The sequence below is a fragment of the Aquisalimonas sp. genome (assembly GCF_007120195.1).
GTDB lineage: Bacteria > Pseudomonadota > Gammaproteobacteria > Nitrococcales > Aquisalimonadaceae > Aquisalimonas.
Map to the genome: position 1 here is coordinate 1 of NZ_SKOG01000199.1, position 17,804 is coordinate 17,804.

General features: G+C 65.0%; 14 protein-coding genes. 4 read left to right on the top strand and 10 right to left on the bottom strand.

The genetic code is table 11. From position 1 onward, the window contains the following. Positions 1–205 precede the first annotated feature (205 nt). A complete protein-coding gene (locus QZT63_RS14100) occupies positions 206–748 on the bottom strand; it encodes a hypothetical protein (RefSeq protein WP_290652130.1) in 543 nt (180 codons plus the stop codon). A gap of 272 nt (positions 749–1,020) precedes the next feature. Further along, the gene (locus QZT63_RS14105; RefSeq protein ID WP_290652131.1) at positions 1,021–1,461 is read right to left on the bottom strand and encodes an NfeD family protein; all 441 of its coding nucleotides are present in this window, start codon (positions 1,459–1,461) and stop codon (positions 1,021–1,023) included. A gap of 295 nt (positions 1,462–1,756) precedes the next feature. On the opposite strand from QZT63_RS14105, the gene QZT63_RS14110 reads away from it, so the two are divergent. From QZT63_RS14110 to QZT63_RS14120, 3 genes are all read left to right on the top strand, one after another. Next, the gene (locus QZT63_RS14110; RefSeq protein ID WP_290652132.1) at positions 1,757–2,224 is read left to right on the top strand and encodes a universal stress protein; all 468 of its coding nucleotides are present in this window, start codon (positions 1,757–1,759) and stop codon (positions 2,222–2,224) included. Positions 2,225–2,270: 46 nt separating this feature from the next. Then, a complete protein-coding gene (locus QZT63_RS14115) occupies positions 2,271–2,579 on the top strand; it encodes a hypothetical protein (protein WP_290652133.1) in 309 nt (102 codons plus the stop codon). Between the two features lie 399 nt (positions 2,580–2,978). Then, a complete protein-coding gene (locus QZT63_RS14120) occupies positions 2,979–6,572 on the top strand; it encodes a S41 family peptidase (protein ID WP_290652134.1) in 3,594 nt (1,197 codons plus the stop codon). Between the two features lie 531 nt (positions 6,573–7,103). Here QZT63_RS14120 and QZT63_RS14125 read toward each other — a convergent pair. From QZT63_RS14125 to QZT63_RS14135, 3 genes are all read right to left on the bottom strand, one after another. Then, positions 7,104–7,475, bottom strand: a complete 372-nt coding sequence (locus QZT63_RS14125; RefSeq protein ID WP_290652135.1) for a hypothetical protein — start codon at positions 7,473–7,475, stop codon at positions 7,104–7,106. Positions 7,476–7,799: 324 nt separating this feature from the next. Then, the gene (locus QZT63_RS14130; protein WP_290652136.1) at positions 7,800–8,198 is read right to left on the bottom strand and encodes a hypothetical protein; all 399 of its coding nucleotides are present in this window, start codon (positions 8,196–8,198) and stop codon (positions 7,800–7,802) included. A 128-nt stretch (positions 8,199–8,326) separates the two neighbouring features. Continuing rightward, on the bottom strand, positions 8,327–8,899 hold the full coding sequence (locus QZT63_RS14135; RefSeq protein ID WP_290652137.1) for a TetR/AcrR family transcriptional regulator: 573 nt from the start codon (positions 8,897–8,899) through the stop codon (positions 8,327–8,329). A gap of 214 nt (positions 8,900–9,113) precedes the next feature. Here QZT63_RS14135 and QZT63_RS14140 point away from each other — a divergent pair, with 214 nt between their 5' ends. Beyond that, positions 9,114–10,169 (top strand): 3-deoxy-7-phosphoheptulonate synthase, encoded by a 1,056-nt coding sequence (locus QZT63_RS14140; protein ID WP_290652138.1) that lies wholly within the window; start codon positions 9,114–9,116, stop codon positions 10,167–10,169. Positions 10,170–10,369: 200 nt separating this feature from the next. Here QZT63_RS14140 and QZT63_RS14145 read toward each other — a convergent pair whose 3' ends face one another. The 5 genes from QZT63_RS14145 to QZT63_RS14165 all read right to left on the bottom strand — a co-directional run bounded on the left by QZT63_RS14145 (position 10,370) and on the right by QZT63_RS14165 (position 17,659). Beyond that, the gene (locus QZT63_RS14145; protein WP_290652139.1) at positions 10,370–11,260 is read right to left on the bottom strand and encodes a deoxyribonuclease IV; all 891 of its coding nucleotides are present in this window, start codon (positions 11,258–11,260) and stop codon (positions 10,370–10,372) included. Positions 11,261–11,264: 4 nt separating this feature from the next. Next, entirely contained in the window at positions 11,265–11,717 is a 453-nt protein-coding gene (locus QZT63_RS14150) for a GFA family protein (protein ID WP_366637125.1), read from the bottom strand. A gap of 114 nt (positions 11,718–11,831) precedes the next feature. Beyond that, positions 11,832–16,193 carry a DEAD/DEAH box helicase gene (locus QZT63_RS14155; protein WP_290652141.1) on the bottom strand — a complete coding sequence of 1,454 codons (4,362 nt, stop codon included), beginning with the start codon at positions 16,191–16,193 and terminating at the stop codon, positions 11,832–11,834. 230 nt (positions 16,194–16,423) lie between these two features. Next, positions 16,424–17,167, bottom strand: a complete 744-nt coding sequence (locus QZT63_RS14160; RefSeq protein ID WP_290652142.1) for a trimeric intracellular cation channel family protein — start codon at positions 17,165–17,167, stop codon at positions 16,424–16,426. Positions 17,168–17,287: 120 nt separating this feature from the next. Next, positions 17,288–17,659: a VOC family protein gene (locus QZT63_RS14165; RefSeq protein ID WP_290652143.1), complete on the bottom strand. Its 372-nt coding sequence runs from the start codon at positions 17,657–17,659 to the stop codon at positions 17,288–17,290. Between the last annotated feature and the right edge of the window lie 145 nt (positions 17,660–17,804).

Genomic DNA, 17,804 nt, shown 5'->3' on the forward strand with positions numbered 1-17,804 from the left:
AAGTATCCCCGGCTGGGGGGCTCCCGGATGTACTCAGTACACTAGTGTCCTGTCCCGCAAATAACGTTACGATTGTCGCGGCCCTGACGGCCCCTGGCGGCGTTGCGCCTCCTCGCCGTAGGCCCCGCTACGCCTCGTCGGCGCGCCTTGCCAGGAACCGTCAGGATCCACGCCAATTTTCGCAACGTATTTACGGGACAGGACACTAGCGCATTGCAGTGGGATGGCGAAGGTGGAATGGCCCAAGGCGATGGCGTTGCCCGTCGGCGACGGCCGTCACCACCACCTGCATCGACAATAAGCCCCCGAAGGCGAAATCCCTGACGCGAAAACCTCCGCTGTCCAGCCGACTTTGGCGCTGGATCGGGTAGAACAGCACACCGCGGTAGGTCTCACCGGGGGCCACCTCGCGAGCCTGAAAGACTAGTTCCCCCAGGTGCGTCCTCGCCTGCTGTCGCGTCTCCTCGGAGAGCCTGCCGCCAAGCAGCTCATCGTCGATCACAATCTCAGGCGGCAATGGGTCAATCATGGCGCTACCGCGGGTCTTCACCACATCCGCCGGATCGACGTCAACGCCGGAACCGCCGTGATTCGAGACGACAATGATAACGGGCAGGATGTCTCTGCTGATCAAATCCGTACCGAAGTAGCGTTGCGCCCTTGCGCCATCATGCACCGTATCGACGGCAACCGTGACCTCGCCGGCTGAACGGTGCTCGGGATACAGGTCTGCATTGCGCTCCGGCACCCGCACAACCTCATAGGTTGATGTGGTGCAGGCGGCAAGAACGATAGTGATAGACACGAGGGTCAGTGATGACCAGATCCACATGACAAACGACCACAAGTCGCGCCACTGAGAACTATTACCGTGTAGACCAACGCTCGGATAGAAAGATCCGCGGCACCTTTAAGGCGTGTCCAGATCTTCAAGCTCCTTGCCAGCTGAGAGTAGACATACCGGCGGGGCCGACCAACGGGCTGACTGCCTCCCTTTCCGCCAGGAATGATGCGCGACGCTCACCTGATCCGCCGAACCACCGCCGTGATCCCCTCGAAGCGCTCAATAGTCACCCGCTGGCCCGGTTCCAGCGGCCCGTCGTCGAGCGCCCGGGCCGGGAATACGTCACCGCCGACCCGAACGCCGACACCGGAGCCTCGCCGCTCCACAATACCCGTGTTACCCCGGTACTCGGCGGTACTGCCGATCAGACCAGCGCGCCGCGCCTGCGTCATTCGCGCGGCCACCCAGGAATAGACCGGGATCATCAGCGCCGAGGCGCCAAGGAACACGGCAAGCTGCATAAAGAACGGCATTTCCGGGAACAGCGCGGTGAGAATCGACAGCAACAGCGCCGACAGGGCCAGATCCACCACGAACAGGTGCCCACCCAACACTGGCGCCATCGCGCCCAGGAGCAGCGCGGCCGCCAACCACAACAGATGCGGAGGTATGTCCATCAATGGTCACCCGTCGGTACGCGAGTGGCCTGCCCAGTGCACAGCATAGCCTGCGCGGGGTCATCAGGTCGCGCGTGCCGACGCCGTCATTGCGCACTGCGGGTGCAGGCCAAGGGCGTAGGCAGCCAGCGACGTCGCTATACTGGCAGCTAGCGTCCTGTAACCGAAATTCGGTGACAGGACACTCGGCAACAAATAACGTCGGGTCGGCTAAACTATCAGCCACAGGATCCAAGCAGCGAGTATTGTCGAGCGCCGACAGCAGTCGTCTCGCGTCAGACCACGGAGGCGCGTCGTGTCAGATTTGCCCGAAATGCTATTGGTGCCCGTGGACGGCTCCAGTTATTCCAATGCGGCAGCCGCTTATGCCGCTCGCCTGGCAGAGAGACTGGGCACCCCAGTACGCTTGCTCCACGCATTCCCGGAGACGCCGATCGAATTGCTCGGCATTCCCACGGAAAGCCCCAGCAGCGAGTATGTGCAGTACTTCTCCCCGGAAGGCTTCGAGAAATTCCGCGAGGAGTCTGCGGCATCGGCGTTTGGGGCGCCTCGCGCAGCCATAGGAGAGACTGCCGTGGCACTGGAGGAACGGATTATCCCTGGTGACACAGGCCAGGCCATTCTCGACCATGCGGCTGGCATGAACCGTGTCATGATCATCATGGGGCGTCGCGGGGCGTCCAGGTTTAGGGAAATCATGATCGGAAGCACAACACAACAGGTCCTTCACCATGCCCGGTGCCCGGTACTGGTGATCCGTTAAGGAAACGCTGAACAATTCGTCGGCCCATCCGCAAGCGAGGTGAAGCATGTATATCTCAGTGCGCCAGTACAACGACGTCGGTGCTCCGGCCGATCTGGCCCAGCGCGTCAATGAGGACTTTTTGCCCATTGTCAGCGCCATGCCGGGTTTTCTGCGCTACTACGCCTTCGATGCCGGGCATGGGGTCGTCGTGTCCGTTAGCATTTTTAATGACAAGGCGTCCTCCGAGGCCTCCAATCAGCAGGCCATGGAATGGGTACAGGAAAACCTGGCTTCTCTGTTCACCGGCGATGCACCGATGATCGTCAGCGGAGAGGTCTTTGCAGCTGTTCCCGACCCGGAAGGCGGATTGTAATGACCCGTTCAGCCAGATCAGGGCCCTCCTGACTGGCGCCCTCCGGCCTTCCATGGCCAATAGATTCCCACCGCGGAGCCCGGCGCCCTTGACCCTGTTCCTCAAGGCGAGCCGGCCGCGGCTGATCGGTTTCTATCGGGCCGGCCCCGGTGCCGAAACCATTTACCCAGCCCCTCGTTGGTACTCCAACGCAGGGGCAAGAGGCCCCCTCTGCGGGCCACAACCCTGGGGATGAGCATTTTCGCCCTCGTCTCTGTGTCACGCGCTGTTCTGTGAACCAGCCCAAGTTTCAACGCTGCAGGTTTTGCTACCGTCGGCGACCTACCTGGCACTAACAAGCCATAGGCACTTCGCCGCCATGCATAGCGCGGGGCGGGCCGGCCAGAGGACATTCGCTTGATGACAGGCTGCAAACGCATCGCGCTGCTCGTGGCAACGGGGCTCGCGCTGGCAAGCCTGCATGTGACGGCGGCGGCAGAAAACGACACAGTCGGGTTGCCACGCTTTCCCTCGATCAACCCGGATGGATCGCAACTTGCCTTCTCCTGGGGCGGCGATCTGTGGCGCGTGTCGGCCCGCGGCGGTGATGCCCGGCGCCTGACCCGGCATGAACTCGACGACCTGCACTCAAGCTGGAGTCCCGACGGCCGTTGGCTCACGTTCACCTCGATGCGCGATGGAACCCTGAACCTCTGGCGCATCCATCGCGACGGAACGCAGATTACCCAGCTGACCCACAGTGACAGGCCCATACGTAATCCGGCCTATACCAGTGACGAGGACGGCGCGCCGGTCATCGCCTTCTCCGGGCTGCTCGAGGCCGACGTGTATCGCGACGAGCGCCCTTACGCGATATCGCCCGAGGGCGGGGAACACACCCGGCTGCATGAGGCCTTCGGCTCGCAACCGCAGCTCTCGCCAGGCGGGCGGTATACCGCCTTCACGCGAGGTGGCCACTACCACGGCTGGAATCGCCGGCACTACCTCGGCCCGGATGCCATGAACGTGTGGCTTCACGACCGCGAGGACGGCACGTTCGAGCAGATCACGACCCGCGATGGCGACGATGGCAGCGCGCAGTGGGTCGACGATCGAACCCTGGTCTTCATGTCCGATCGGGAGCTCGAGACGGTGAATCTCTATCGCTTCGATCTGGATGACGAGAAGCGCGAATTTGAACGACTCACTGAATTCGATGGCCGCGATATTCAGCATTTCGATGTCTCCCGTGACGGCAGCACGGCCGTGCTGCAGGTCTGGGACACGCTCTATACGCTGGATCTGCAGGATGTCGACGCCGAGCCGAAAGCCGTCACACTGCGCGCGGGCGAGGACGGGAACAACGACTACGCCCTCAAGCAAATTGGTCGGAAAGTCACCGAAGCGGCGCTAAGCCCCGACGGCAAGACCATGGCCTACATCGCTTACGGTCGCGTGTACGTGCGCCACATGGATGACCATAGCGCGACGCGGGCGGTGACCCCCGGCACGCACGCCCGGCATCAGCACCTCGCCTGGTCACCGGATGGCCTGCGGCTGTATTTCACCAACGACGCCGATGGCACCGAATCGATCTACCAGGCGGGCGTTGCCCTGACGCGCCAGGAGATTCGCCGCGCCGACGTTCAACCGCCGGCGCCCGAACACCCTGAGGCGCTGGAATCCCCGGCGGAACCGCCGGGCGACAGGCCAGACATGACACCGGAGACGGACGAGGCGAGCGACCCCGACGACCTGACCTCTGGCCCGCAGACTGTGCATCCGCATGATCCCTTTGCACCGATGGATCCAGGCATCCCGCCGGAACCGATCGACCCAACCGACCCAACCGACCCGGCAACGCCGTCCGAGCCAATCGAGGAGCTGCCGGACGTCCCTGAGAGCATCGCGGAGGAGCATCTCGAGCCGGAAAACGCCGACGTCCTGCCGCGGCATCTCGATCCGAGCCGCTGGCACGATGGGCTGCAGTTCTCGGTGCGGCCACTTGTGCAGCGCGCGTACAACGACCGCAACGCGAGCCCCTCGCCCGACGGCCGGTCCATCGCGTTTCGCCGCGGCCGGGGCGATCTGGTCGTGATGGATCTGCGCGCACGCACGAAAGAGACGCTGGTTGCGGGCTGGGACAGTTCCATCCAGTGGCGCTGGTCACCGGACGGGCGATACATCGCCTACGCGCAGAACGATCTCAACTTCAGCGCGAACATCTTCATCGTTCCCGCCGACGGCTCGCAAGAGCCGGTGAATGTCACACGCCACCCCCGTAACGACCTCAATCCCCGCTGGTCCGTCGACGGGCGCAAGCTTACGTTCATCTCGAACCGCTCCGGCGCCAGCTACGACCTCTATCGGGTCTATCTGGATCGGACACTGGAGGATTACACGCCGCGGGAACTCAGCACATACTACCGCGATGCGCGCGCGGCGGCCTCGAAACGGCGCCCCCTGCCCACACGCACGCCCGCGGCAGCACCGGGCGAGACGCCACCCGACCAGCGGGCTGCCGCGGCCGACCTCGACCTCGACGGAGCGTGGCGCCGCATCAAGCGGGTCACCGGCTCGCCTGTCCATCAGTCAGCCAACGAGATGACTCCGGGTGGCGACCGCTACGTATTCAACAACGGTGGCGAAGGCCTTGTGGCGGTCAACTGGGACGGCAGCAAGAGAAAGCGCCTCGGACCGTCTGCCAACGTGCAGCACCTGAGTTTGAGCGGTGACCGGGTGGTCTACATCGCGCACGGCCGCGTTGGCGTCGCATCCCTCGCCGACGGCACCCGTCAGCACCCTGATATCTCCGACCGCCTGCGTATTGACCTGCTTCAGCAGTCGCTGCAGAAGTTCCGCGAAGCGGCGCGTGTGATCGGCGAAAGCTTCTATCGCCCCGATATGAAGGGGCTGGACTGGCCGGCTGTGGTCGGCGATTACGAATCGCTGATCCGACGCGCCCGCACGCCCAGCGAGTTCAGCGACATCGCCAACCGTATGATGGGTGAACTCGCGGCTTCCCACATGGGCGTCTCCAACCCGGGGCCCGCCTCAGTGCTTTGGGAGCCCACTGGGCGCCTCGGCATCGACCAGGAACGCGTCACGCTCGGCAACGGTAAGGTGGGCTACCGCGTGACCGCGGTCGTTCCCGACGGTCCAGCGGATCGCGGCTCCGCGGCGCTCCATCCCGGCGACATCGTCACCCAAATTGATCTCCAGCCCTTTCATGAGCGGGACACGCTTCTGCGCAGGCTCCGCGGGCGCGTGGGCCAGGAAGTGATCGTGACCTATGAGCGTCCCCTTCGAGGACGCAGCGTCCAGCAACGGGCCCTCATGACGCCCGTGGACTTCGGTGAACTGTCAAGGCTCAAGTACGATGCGTTCCGCGAGGAAAGCCGGCAGACAGTGCGAAATCTCTCCGAGGGACGCGTCGGCTACATCCACATCCAGTCCATGAACCAAACCTCGCTGGAAGCGTTCCAGGGTGACCTCTACGCTGCCGCCTATGGCAAGGACGGGCTGATCATCGATGTGCGCAACAATGGTGGCGGTCACACCACAGACCGCATCCTGACCTCGATTATGGCGGCCAACCATGCCTACACCGTTCCGGCCGGAGCGGATCCGTCGGCAAACGGCCACTACCCCCAGGACCGACTCGACGCCCCGCGCTACACGCTGCCGATCAATATGCTCGCCAACGAGAAGAGCCACTCCAATGCCGAGATCCTCGCCCACGCGTTCTCGACCCTGGATCGCGGCACCCTGGTGGGCCAGCAGACCTACGGTGGGGTCATATCCACCGGCAGCCACAGGCTCATCGACGGTGCCAACGTCCGGCGCCCGTTCCGCGGCTGGTACCTGCCCGATGGTACCGACATGGAGCATAATGGCGCCATCCCCGACCTGCTGGTCAAGCAAACCCCCGAGGATGAAGTCGCCGGGGATGACCGGCAGCTTAAGCGCGCGGTGGAGGACATGCTTGGGCGGCTGGATGGAACGTCCCTTTGACAACATGCCATGCCGCGTCAGGGCTCGTCTTCAGACCGGGGGCGATATATCCTACTGGCTATGCTCAACAGGATCCGCCATTCAGTACGCGACCTCCTCAGCCCCGGCGGCCTGCGCCGTCATCCAGTCCTCGCCGTGGCGGCACTGCTCGTGGTGGGGATTGTCGTGTTCGGCCTGGCTCTGCGTCCCCTATGACGGCCGGCATGCCGGACCCGCGACAGATCGGAGCGATGATTTGACCCGACGGGTATAGCGGCAACGCAACGACCACCCGTGCCCTGAGCACGCCACCGTCCGCTCCACGCTCAACGGCGGACACTCAGGGAACCTCCCGGGGTGCCTCTGTGCGACGCGCGCCGGAAGGAGAAAGCGTTTTCGTGACATCGCCGCCGAGCGGCGCCCGCGCCTCACCGGCGCTTCGGTTGCGCACCAATCACGGATTCATGTTCCAGGGCAGCGCGGGCAACTTCTCACTTCAGCTGGGCAAAAACGCAGCGACCATGGCGCCTTCCAGCCGGAGCAAGCAGCCATTCACGCGGCGATCAATGCGGCGGCCTCTTCACGCGTGTAAAAGCACCCATTGAAGATGAACCCAGACACCAAAGAGGATTTCACCGCCATCACATGACCGTCGGCATCCCGATCCAGCACCACCTCGTCGGGCAAGCCATCGAGCACATGCATCGGCGCCGGGCTGCCGTCGCGGTACAGGGCACGGTAGACGCACCCCGTCTCTTCATCACTAAACCCTGGCACCAAACCGTGATCACAGCACACGGAACTCTCGCCCCCTGTGCCCTCAAACCAATCGCGCTCGATTGCAAGCTCCTCTGGTGTCAATGGGGCATCGGGCTCACCCATGCCTGCGCCCTCGTTGTTGTCGTCGAACAGGTACCGCGCCATACCTTATGCCTCCCAGCGATACTAATGCCTTCCATCCGTGGAGTTCCGATTACTCCACGCCTCAATGCACACCATGCAAGACACGCACCATATGGGTGCCATCCCGCCTGCGCACCGCGACGCCCCAGCCACACAGGGTATTGCTGTCACGGCTCCGGGTTGACACAGGCCGCGGGCGACGCAAAGTGTTAAAGAAAATGACACGTTGCGGCCGTTTATTGACACGAAGTGTCCCATCTGCACCGGAGCACTTCGGGAATCGGGAGTACGAGGTGGTGAGCGTACGGAGTGCACCATGAGCGGCGCACCCTTGGCTTGCCATCATCAAAGGCCGGTGCTGTGCATCGTCGCCGAGCCAGCGCTAATCGGTCGCGCTGACCGCTGCGCACAGGTCTTGCGCGCTTTCGCTGACAGCGCTGAGAGATCTACGGCGATACCGTGGTCGCAGTCGCTCCAGTTTGCCGGATCCTTGTGGCTGTTGTGCATGGCAACCAGCAGCCCGTGCCTCGACGCGAATTCCAGGCATTCAAGGACATCGCGGCGATCAGCACAGTGGACGATGACCGCGGGGCCAGTGTGCACGTTCGCATCTCCTTGCGCCGTCGCTGCGGCCGCTTCCTCGGCAGGAAAACGGAATTCCCCTGCTACGCTCAGGGCGAGCGCGGCGATATTGACGGGAACCAGTTCGTTATCGGCGAGTTGGCGTAGATTGACTTCCAGCATGACGCACCTCCCATCCAATCGGCGTTACGGCATGTCAGTCGGAACCTGACGGCGTCCGCAACGCTCTTGGAACATGGCATTCAAGTTGACACCGCCTGGAGCGACCCATTCTCGTTGGTCCACTATTCCTAGGCAGAGACGGCCGAAAAGTAAAAGTCAAGCATCGTATCCAGTGGTGCCGGATCCTTTCTCAATCGACTTCGGAGCGCAGCACCCTCCCAGCAGTCCAGCAGCAAGTTGGCCATCTCCCGAGGGTCGCAATCCGCGGGAAGATCCCCTTGCAGACGCGCCTCTTCCAAGCACACCGCCAGGCGGCGCGTCACCTCAGAGAAGCACGACTCGATCTTTTCGGCGAACACCTTGCTAACCCCCGAGAGCTCTTGGCCAAGTCCACCAAGCATGCAACCCAGATAGCCGTCCTGCCGGTACTTATCCCGCGAGATCTCAAAAAAACGGCGCGCCCGGTCAAGCGGGGGTAACGTCTCATCGCCGAGGGAGACATCAAGCCCTCGGTGCACCTCCTCCATGTACCGGTCGATGACCTGCAGCGCGAAATCCTCTTTGCTTCGGAAGTAGTGATAAAACGACCCCTTCGGGGTTCCCGTCTCCTGCAGCACCGCCTGAATGCCAAGCGCGTTGTAGCCGTATCGCAGCAGCATGGCCAGTCCCGCCTCAAGCAGGCGCTCTTTCGTCGTATTCACCGTCGGCACCCCATATGTTTACTGACCGGTCTAATTTAAGAATAGTCCAGGCAACAGGATCTGCAAGCTGAGGTGGTGCTCGCGGGCTAAGGCGCCAGTGTTAGAAGCCCCAGAGCCCTTCGGAGAATGAAGGTAGAAGCGACTGCCCGGCGCGGCCCGTATCGCTAGGGCACCTCCTTTGAAGCCGGGTTTGAACTCCCGTATGCTCAATTCCATGAGAACCGACGACCTGCGTATCAGGCGTGCCCGACCACTGCTCACTCCGGCCATTCTGGCGGAAGAGGTCCCGCTGACGGATCACGCTGCGGCGACGGTGACCTCGGCGCGCGGCACACTGGAAGCCATACTCGACAGCCGTGACGGACGGTTGTTCGTCGTCGTTGGGCCCTGCTCCATCCATGATACCCAGGCAGCGCTGGACTACGCTGCGCGTCTCAAAGGCCTTGCCGATGACGTGGCCGATACGCTGTTCATTGTGATGCGCGTCTACTTCGAGAAGCCCCGCACGGTGATGGGCTGGAAAGGTCTCATCAACGACCCGGATATCGACAGCTCGTTCCGGATCAACAAAGGCCTGCGCCTCGCGCGGGGCCTGCTTGCTGACCTCGCAGAACTCGGCCTGCCGGCCGGCACCGAATTCCTCGATACCACCTTCGGCCAGTTCTACACCGATCTGGTCTCCTGGGGTGCAATCGGCGCACGCACGGTGGAGAGTCAAATCCACCGTGAGCTGGGATCCGGGCTCTCGATGCCCGTTGGCATGAAAAACCGCACCGACGGTAATGTTCAGGCGGCGGTCGATGCGATCCTCGCCGCGGGCGAGCGCCACCTGTTTCCATCGCTGACCAAGGAAGGCGCGCCGGCGATCATGGAGACCACCGGCAATCCTTACTGCCATCTGGTGCTGCGCGGCGGCACCGAGAGCGGCCCGAACTATGATGCCGAGAACGTTGCCGCGGCGCTGACACGGCTGCGCGCAGCAGGGCTACCAGGGCGATTGATGATCGACTGCAGTCACGGCAACAGCGAGAAGGATCCAACCCGGCAAGCGGCCATCCTGGACAATATCGGCCAGCAGGTCGCTCAAGGGCAGCGTGGCATCACAGGGTTGATGCTCGAGAGTCACCTGACCGCCGGGCGGCAGGACCCGGCGCAACGCCCACTGACTTATGGACAAAGCATCACCGACGCCTGTCTGGATTTCGAGGCAACCCGCGTCGCGTTGCTACGCCTTGCCGAAGCCGTTGGCCCTCCCCAAGGTGGTAGCTGACGGCGTTGTAGCCCTGCATCACCTGTTCTCGCGCCTCTGGCACCAGCCCAAGAATTTCGCTCCGTGCCAGCAGGGCCAACTGACGGATTGCGGGGCTGCACTTATCAAGGAGGGCTTGCAAGTTTGCATCCATGGGAGTGTATCGACCAGTCAAATGTTCGGGCCTTGATTGCACGCATTGTTGCACACCCGCAGCCGCATCAGGGATCGATCCCGGCGTCCTCGATCACCGGCAGCGGTGCGTCCGCCCCGCCCGCGACCGCCCGCAGCCATTGGATTTCCTGTGCCCAGCCTGCGGGCCCTGCTGGCGTCTCCAGGAACATGGGCAGCTCCCGGGTGCGGGGATCGCACACGGCCCGCCGAAAGGCGTCGGGACCGATCTCGCCGCGGCCGATTAACGCGTGGCGGTCTTTGCGGGCATCAAACGGTGCCTTGGAGTCGTTGAGGTGCAGCGCCACCAGCCGGTCAAGCCCCAGCACCTGGTCAAAGGCCTCCCAGGTTGCGTCCCAGCCGGCTTGTGTATGGATCGCGTAGCCGGCGGCAAAGGCGTGAGCGGTGTCCACGCACACACCGAATCGTTCCGGGGCTTCCAACCGCTCCAGGATGGCCCGCAGCTCTTCAAAGCTCTTACCCAGGGTGGTGCCCTGCCCCGCCACGTTCTCCAGCACCACCCGGACATCGGCCTTGTCCGGGTGGGCCCGGCAGATCTGGTTGAGCGCATGGGCGATCTGGCAGATGCCCGCCTCCTCCCCCGCACCCACATGGGCCCCGGGGTGGACGTTGAGCAGCTCCACGCCCAGCGCGTGACACCGCAGCAATTCCTGCTCGAAGGCGTCATGGGACTTCGCAAACTTGTCGGGATCGGTGGTCCCCAGGTTGATGAGGTACGAGGCATGACTCATGACGGACCCGATCCCGCAGCACCGGCGATTCTCCCGAAACGCGGCGGCCTCCTCGTCCGTCACCGGTTTCGCCCGCCACTGACGTTGGTTGCGGGTGAAGATCTGGATGCAGTCGCAACCGATCTCCCCGCCCCGCTGCGGGGCGTTCTGGATCCCGCCGGCTGCCGACACATGGGCACCAAGTTGCATGGGATCAGCCTTCCATGTCGCCTTCGCCGATCAGACGCCGCGTCTCGCCGGCGAACTGGTAATACGCAGGCTGCTCTTCCACGAACACCTCGGTGGTCAGCCGCCAGTCTGCCGGCACGTCCACCAGCCCCGCGGAAATGGCAAGAAAGCCGCCCCCGATCAGCCGGAAGTACAGGTGGGTGCCGCAACCGCTGCAAAACCCCCGCTCGGCCCAGCCGGACGACCGATAGCGCGTGACGTGTTCAACACCGTCAAGTTGCATGTCCTCCGCGCAACGCACCACCAGCAGCGGCCCACCGCCCCAGCGCCTGCACATAGTGCAGTGGCACGCGTCCACATGGCGGCCGCTCGCCGATGCACGGATGGAAACCGCGCCACAGAGGCACTGTCCCCTTAGTATCACGCTCATGAGGTTGGGCCTGTCTGCTGAGTTGGCGCTCCTATCCGACGGTTCCATCCTCGCTATCCATGCGACTGAAGGAGCATAAATCTTCCATTTGCGCTTGCAAAACAATCGCTGCTTCCCTGCCGGCCACACTCACACCGGCTCCGGCGGTGCCTGCAGGCGCGGTCAAGGCGCCCTCGGCCGCTGTTCGCGCTCTCCTCGGGCGCTTGGGAAGTCTCCTGCAGCGGAGACGATGCGGGAGGCGGCGTTTCGCCGCAACTGCTCGTGCACCCGCCACTGTGTGGGGGTGGAGAGCTGTTTCAGGAAACGCACCTCGCCGTTTAGCAGGATCGCCTCCGGGATACCGTCGCGATAGAGCAGGCGGTTGCCGGTCGCCGCCGGCAGGCGCGAACCGGGCAGGAGGGTCCCCAGGAGGTTGAGCGGGTCGGCCGCCGAGACGGCGACCCGCGTCCCATCGGGTTCACGCCTGCGCATGGCATGGAGCGCACCCACCGCCTCAGGCAGCGCGAACTGCTCACCGGCGAACTGCTGCACGAACCGCCCACCGCGGATCTCATCCCGGGCTTCCAGGCGGCGGTAGACATACAGCAGCTCCCGCCAGGGTGGCAGGGCCTGTTCGCGCTCCAGCACGCGGCGGAACACCACGCCATAACGGCGCAGGAGCACGCGGGCGATGTGCTCCAGTGCCCCCAGATCCGTGCTGATCCCGCCTTTGCCGGCCGGCTGGTCGCGGGCGGGTACCGGCAGCCACACCCAGCGGCCGGCCGCATCCACACCCGGTGCGCTGCGGCGGCTCCGGCGCCGACCCGTGGAGCCGATGGCCGGGCGTTTGTGGGCCGGGGCGATCAGCGCCCGCAGGCCGTTGAATGTGTCCGACGTCACCAGCCCCCACGCTGTCAACTCGCCCAACGCCTCTTCCACCTGTGTGCGGAGCATGCGCGTTGCAGCGACCAGGTCGGTGAAGAACATGGCACCACCGGCCTGCAGGGCATGGAGGACTTCGCGGGCGCCGCCGGAGAGACTGACAGCCGCAGGGTCCGTGCACGGTGTCACCGCCCGCCAGTCATCCAGGGCAGCGCGCTCCACCAGCGCGATTGGCGTGTTGCGCAGCGGTCCCGGCCGGTGATGCCCGGCGGTTGGAGCCGGTCGCGGCGGGACCAGCCGCAGCCAGGCGAAGCGACCGCTGGCGAGCAGCCGGTCCAGCAGATGCGGAGCATAGTCGCCGACACGCGCCGGCAAGACGTCCTGCTCCCACGCGGCCGCCGACACCGGGAACCCTTCCAGCCGCTCCACTGCACCGCTCAGCGTCTCGGCCCCCTCCGGCGGCTCCGCCAGGCTGTGCCAGTCAATCAAGAAACGCAGGTAGTGCTGTACGGTGACCGGCTCGATTGCCGCGCGCCGGCGGTCCACGGCATAGCGGTGCATGCGTGCCAACAACCGCCGCTCGCACCATTCGGTCTCGCCGGCGCCCGGGGTCAGGCGCCCCTGGAGTATGAAGCCTTCCGCCTCCAGTCGTGTCAGTGCCGCCTCAACACGTTCCCGTGGCACGGCCAGCGGTGCTGCAAGCGCAGAAGCCGTGGTCGGCCCGAGCGCTTCCAGGCGGGAGCGCAGCAGCTCGGTCAGGGCCTGATCACAGTCGCCGGGGTTGGCGCCCACCGCCTCGATCGGCGGTTGCAGTGACGCGCCCGGGTGGAGGGCGCGCAGCTCAGCCAACCGCTCGGCGGCCACCCAGAGCGTGTGCCCGTCTGGGATGGCCATCGCGGCGGCACGCCGGTCCCCGGCCAGGGCCTCAAACCAACCCCACCACCCGTGGCCCTCGGCTGCAGTGACAAATCCGCACAGCACCAGCGCATCGTGGAGCTCGTCCGCATCGCGCGGCTGCGGCCAGGCCTCCATGCGCACGCGCCGGATGATCTCGGGGTCGTACCGCGACGCCGCCGCGGCTGCCACGACGTCCAGTACGCCGCCGGTGCGCACGCTCAGGGTGCGGCGCTCCTCCTGCGCACCATCGTCGAGGAACGCATACGGCCGGGCGTTGACCACCTCCTCCGCCAACGGCGAGGGTACGGCAAGATCCCGGCTGCTCACCGAGATCGCGCCTTGCTCCAGACGTTCCAGCACGCGTTCCAGGCCCGCCACGTCCATGGCGGCCGTGAGACAGTCGTGTAGCGTCTGGGCCACCAGCGGGTGATCCGGGATCTCGCGCGCGCCGGCCAGGTTCTCCGCACAGGCCAACTGGTCGGGAAAGACGACGGAGAGCAGATCCTCGGCGTCCTGGCGCTGCAGCTGCGCCGGACGCCGGCGGCCATTGTGGGTACGCTGCACGGCCAGGGCGACAGAGGCATTCCAGCGCCAGCGCATGCCGAACATGGGGGCGTCCAGCAGCGCCTGGGTCAGCACCTCGCGCGCCGTTGCGCTCCCGAGATAGCGCCACACTTCGTCCAGCGCAAAGCTGTGGGTGGGCCCCAGCGACAGCACGATGCTGTCCTCCAGCGCCGCCGCCTGCAGTTCGAAGTTGAACCTGCGGCAAAAGCGCTTGCGCAGGGCCAGCCCCCACGCGCGGTTGATGCGCGAACCGAAGGGCGCGTGCAGGACCAGGTGCATGTCGCCCGCCTCGTCAAAGAAGCGCTCCAGGATCAGGTGCTCACGGGTGGGCAGCGCGCCCAGCGCAGCCCGCGCGGTGGCCAAGTAGCCGGTGAGCTGCACGGCGGCTGTGCCCGGAAGCCGGTAAGCCTGCTCCAACCAGGCCACGGCGGCCCCTTCACCACCGCCTGCGAGGCACTGCTCGACGCCGGCGCGCAGACGGGAGACCACCACGGAGAGCTCGTCGGTGCGCGCCGGCGCCTCTCCGAACCAGAAGGGGATGCTGGGAGGCGCGCCCTTGGCGTCCTCCACGAAGACACGGCCGGACTCCACCTTGAGGATTCGATAGCCCATGTTGCCGAGCTGGAAGATATCCCCCGGCATGCTCTCGAAGGCGAAGTCCTCGTTCACCGTCCCGACTCTGATGCCCTCCGGCTGCAGGACCACGTCGTAGTCGAACTGATCGGGAATGGCGCCACCGTTGGTCAGCGCCACCAGGCGCGCGCTGCGGCGCGGGCGCAATCGGCCGTTGACCTTGTCCCGGTGCAGGTAGGCGCCCCGACGGCCGCGGCGCGTGGTGTAGCCGTCGGCGAGCATCTGCAACACGCCGTCGAAGGTCTCCCGCGCCAGCGCGCGATAGGGCCAGGCGGCGGTCAAGCGCCGGTACAGCGATTCTTCCCCCCAATCGCCCGCAGCGGCGACCTCGGCGACGATCTGCTGCGCCAACACATCCAGCGGCCCCACGGGCATGCGCAGGCGGTCTAGCTCGCCACGCTGCACGCCGTCCAGCAGCGCCGTACACTCCAGCAGGTCGTCGCGGGTCAGTGGGAACAGCCGACCCTTGGGCAGACGACTGACGCCATGGCCGGAACGGCCCACCCGCTGCAGCAACGTCGCCATGGAGCGCGGCGAGCCGAGCTGGCAGACCAGGTCCACCTCGCCGATATCGATCCCCAGCTCCAGCGAGGCGGTGGCGACCAGCGCACGCAGCTCGCCCTGCTTGAGCCGTTGCTCCGCCTGCAGGCGGTGTTCCCGGGCGAGACTACCGTGGTGGGAGGTGACCGCCTCCTCGCCCAGGCGGTCCGCCAGGTGTCGCGCCACCCGCTCACACACCCGGCGGGTGTTGGCGAATATCAGCGTGGTGCGGTGCCGCTCGATCAGGGCTGCCAAGCGGTCGTAGATTTCTTCCCACACCTCATTCGCCATCACCGCGGCGAGCGGTGTGCCGGGCACCTCCACCGCCAGATCCCGTTCACGGATATGGCCGGTGTCGATGATGGTGCAGGGCGCGCCGCCCGTCAGAAAGGCGGCAACGTCCGCCACCGGCTTCTGGGTCGCGGACAGCCCGATGCGCTGCGGCGGCTGTTCCGTTACGGCGGACAGCCGTTCCAGCGACAAGGCGAGATGGGAGCCCCGCTTGCTCGCGGCGACGGCGTGGATCTCGTCCACGATCACCGTGCGCACCGTGCGCAGCATCTGGCGGCCCGATGCCGAGGTCAGCAGGAGGTAGAGGGATTCCGGCGTGGTCACCAGGATATGCGGCGGACGTCTGCGCATACGTTCCCGCTCGCTGGAGGGCGTATCCCCGGTGCGTACCCAGGCCCGAATGTCGAGCTCAGGACAACCGCGCGCCACCAGCTCCTCCACGATTGCGCTTAGCGGTCGCTGCAGGTTGCACTGGATGTCATTGGATAGTGCGCGCAGCGGCGAGATGTAGAGCACCGCCGTCTCGTCCGCAAGGCCCTCCTCCAGCCCGCGGCGCACCAGCGCATCGATGGCGGAAAGGAACGCTGCCAGGGTCTTGCCGGAGCCGGTGGGTGCGGCGATCAGCGCATGGCCGCCGGTGCCGATCGCCGGCCAGGCGCGCTCCTGCACCTCGGCAGGCGCACCAAGATTACGCTGAAACCAGGCCCGGACGGCCGGATGGAAAGCGCTGAGCGGCATAGGACACCTCTTCGCGGCGATACTGTACCAGATCCGACGTATACGGGGTTTGCGCCTTATCGCAGGCCATTGATTTGGGCGCGCGGACGCGGTGTATTCCGCATTCCCGCTTGGCTTGCGCGGGCTGTCCGTTGAAGCTCAAGCCGAAGGGGGCAAACCACTTCGCGGCATGAAGGGCGGCGGCTCGGATTCGAGCGAGGATGAGCCCCAGTAGACGGGGCCCCTCCCATTCAGGCTCCGGGCTTGCGCTTCGGCTTGCGCTGGCGAATCACTTTGACCTGACTCTTGGATCTGGTTTCCCCAACCGCGGCGTCGTCATCCTTGGCGGCTTTACCGGTGGTTCTTTCAGCTTCGGCCGACGGGTCCGCCTCTACCCAAGCGAAAACCGGCAGTGCCAATTGCCAGTAGATCGCCGCCAACCGCAGCGACAGGGTAACCAGCACCGCCAAAGCAATGGCTAGCGCGAGGGGGGCTCCAAGGCCGTCGAGCGTCACATAGGTAATGCCGCCGGCAATAGAAGCCGTGGCATAGATCTCCCTTTGCAACACCATGGGCACGCGGCGCGCCAACACGTCGCGAATCATGCCGCCGGCCACGCCCGTCAGCAATCCCATGAGGACCGCCACCGCGCCGGGAGTCTCGAGCAGCAGCGCCTTGTGGGCGCCGATCACGGTGAACAGCGCCAGCCCGAATGCATCAGCCACCGGCAGAAACACCTGCGACAGCCGATGTATGTAATGGAAGCCGACAACGGACAGCACAACTGTGGCGAGAATCACCCACAAGTAGGTGGGGTCGGTGACCCAAAACACCGGCCGCACCCCCAGCACCAGATCGCGCAGGGTGCCGCCGCCGATGCCAGTGACGGCCGCCAACACCAGCATGCCGAATGGATCCATCCGCGAACGACAGGCGAGAATCACCCCCGACAGCGCAAAGACCATCACGCCCGCCATATCCAGCCAGTAGACCACTGCTGTCACATCGGCACCCCCGATCAGCCGGTCTGGAATAGGCCATCCAGAACAACCGATGGTAGATCAGATTCGGCTTCGCCTGACACCTGCGCCGGTCGACACTCGCTACCGGCTGTCTCAACTCATGCTGTGCAGCCCGAGGACGTTCCCCTCGGGGTCCTCGAAGATGCCGATGAACCCGTGCGGCGAGATGTCCATGCGCGCCTGGCGGACCTTGCCGCCCGCCTCGGGAATCCGGGCCAGAACGCCGTCCAGATCGCCATCGACGTTCAGATAGACCATCGTACCGCCGACACCCGGCTCGCACCCCTCCATGGTCGTCAAAGCGCCACCGACCCCGTTGGCCTCGTCGCATGGGAACATGGCCATGGTGCAGTTCTCGTCTTCCCCGGGTATGAGGTCGGTGCGCAGGATACGTTCGTAGAACGCCTGACTGCGGTCCAGGTCTCGCACGGCGATTTCGAACCAGCTAATGGCATCTTTCTTCATGTCCTTCTCCTCGTGTTGTCGAAACACTGCGTACTGACACGGCTTTCCGTCAGCTGCGACCAGTCAACACGATGCCACTGACAACCCTGTGTCAGTCCCAAGACAATCAGTCGGCCGGGTAGAGATTCGCGATGCGGGCGGCTGT

What these genes read in the sequence shown, in the direction of transcription:
- QZT63_RS14105 (WP_290652131.1), bottom strand. Translation starts at nt 1,461, where the DNA reads ATGGACATACCTCCGCATCTGTTGTGGTTGGCGGCCGCGCTGCTCCTG.
- QZT63_RS14115 (WP_290652133.1), top strand. Translation starts at nt 2,271, where the DNA reads ATGTATATCTCAGTGCGCCAGTACAACGACGTCGGTGCTCCGGCCGAT.
- QZT63_RS14120 (WP_290652134.1), top strand. Translation starts at nt 2,979, where the DNA reads ATGACAGGCTGCAAACGCATCGCGCTGCTCGTGGCAACGGGGCTCGCG.
- QZT63_RS14125 (WP_290652135.1), bottom strand. Translation starts at nt 7,475, where the DNA reads ATGGCGCGGTACCTGTTCGACGACAACAACGAGGGCGCAGGCATGGGT.
- QZT63_RS14130 (WP_290652136.1), bottom strand. Translation starts at nt 8,198, where the DNA reads ATGCTGGAAGTCAATCTACGCCAACTCGCCGATAACGAACTGGTTCCC.
- QZT63_RS14140 (WP_290652138.1), top strand. Translation starts at nt 9,114, where the DNA reads ATGAGAACCGACGACCTGCGTATCAGGCGTGCCCGACCACTGCTCACT.
- QZT63_RS14145 (WP_290652139.1), bottom strand. Translation starts at nt 11,260, where the DNA reads ATGCAACTTGGTGCCCATGTGTCGGCAGCCGGCGGGATCCAGAACGCC.
- QZT63_RS14150 (WP_366637125.1), bottom strand. Translation starts at nt 11,717, where the DNA reads ATGGAACCGTCGGATAGGAGCGCCAACTCAGCAGACAGGCCCAACCTC.
- QZT63_RS14155 (WP_290652141.1), bottom strand. Translation starts at nt 16,193, where the DNA reads ATGCCGCTCAGCGCTTTCCATCCGGCCGTCCGGGCCTGGTTTCAGCGT.
- QZT63_RS14165 (WP_290652143.1), bottom strand. Translation starts at nt 17,659, where the DNA reads ATGAAGAAAGATGCCATTAGCTGGTTCGAAATCGCCGTGCGAGACCTG.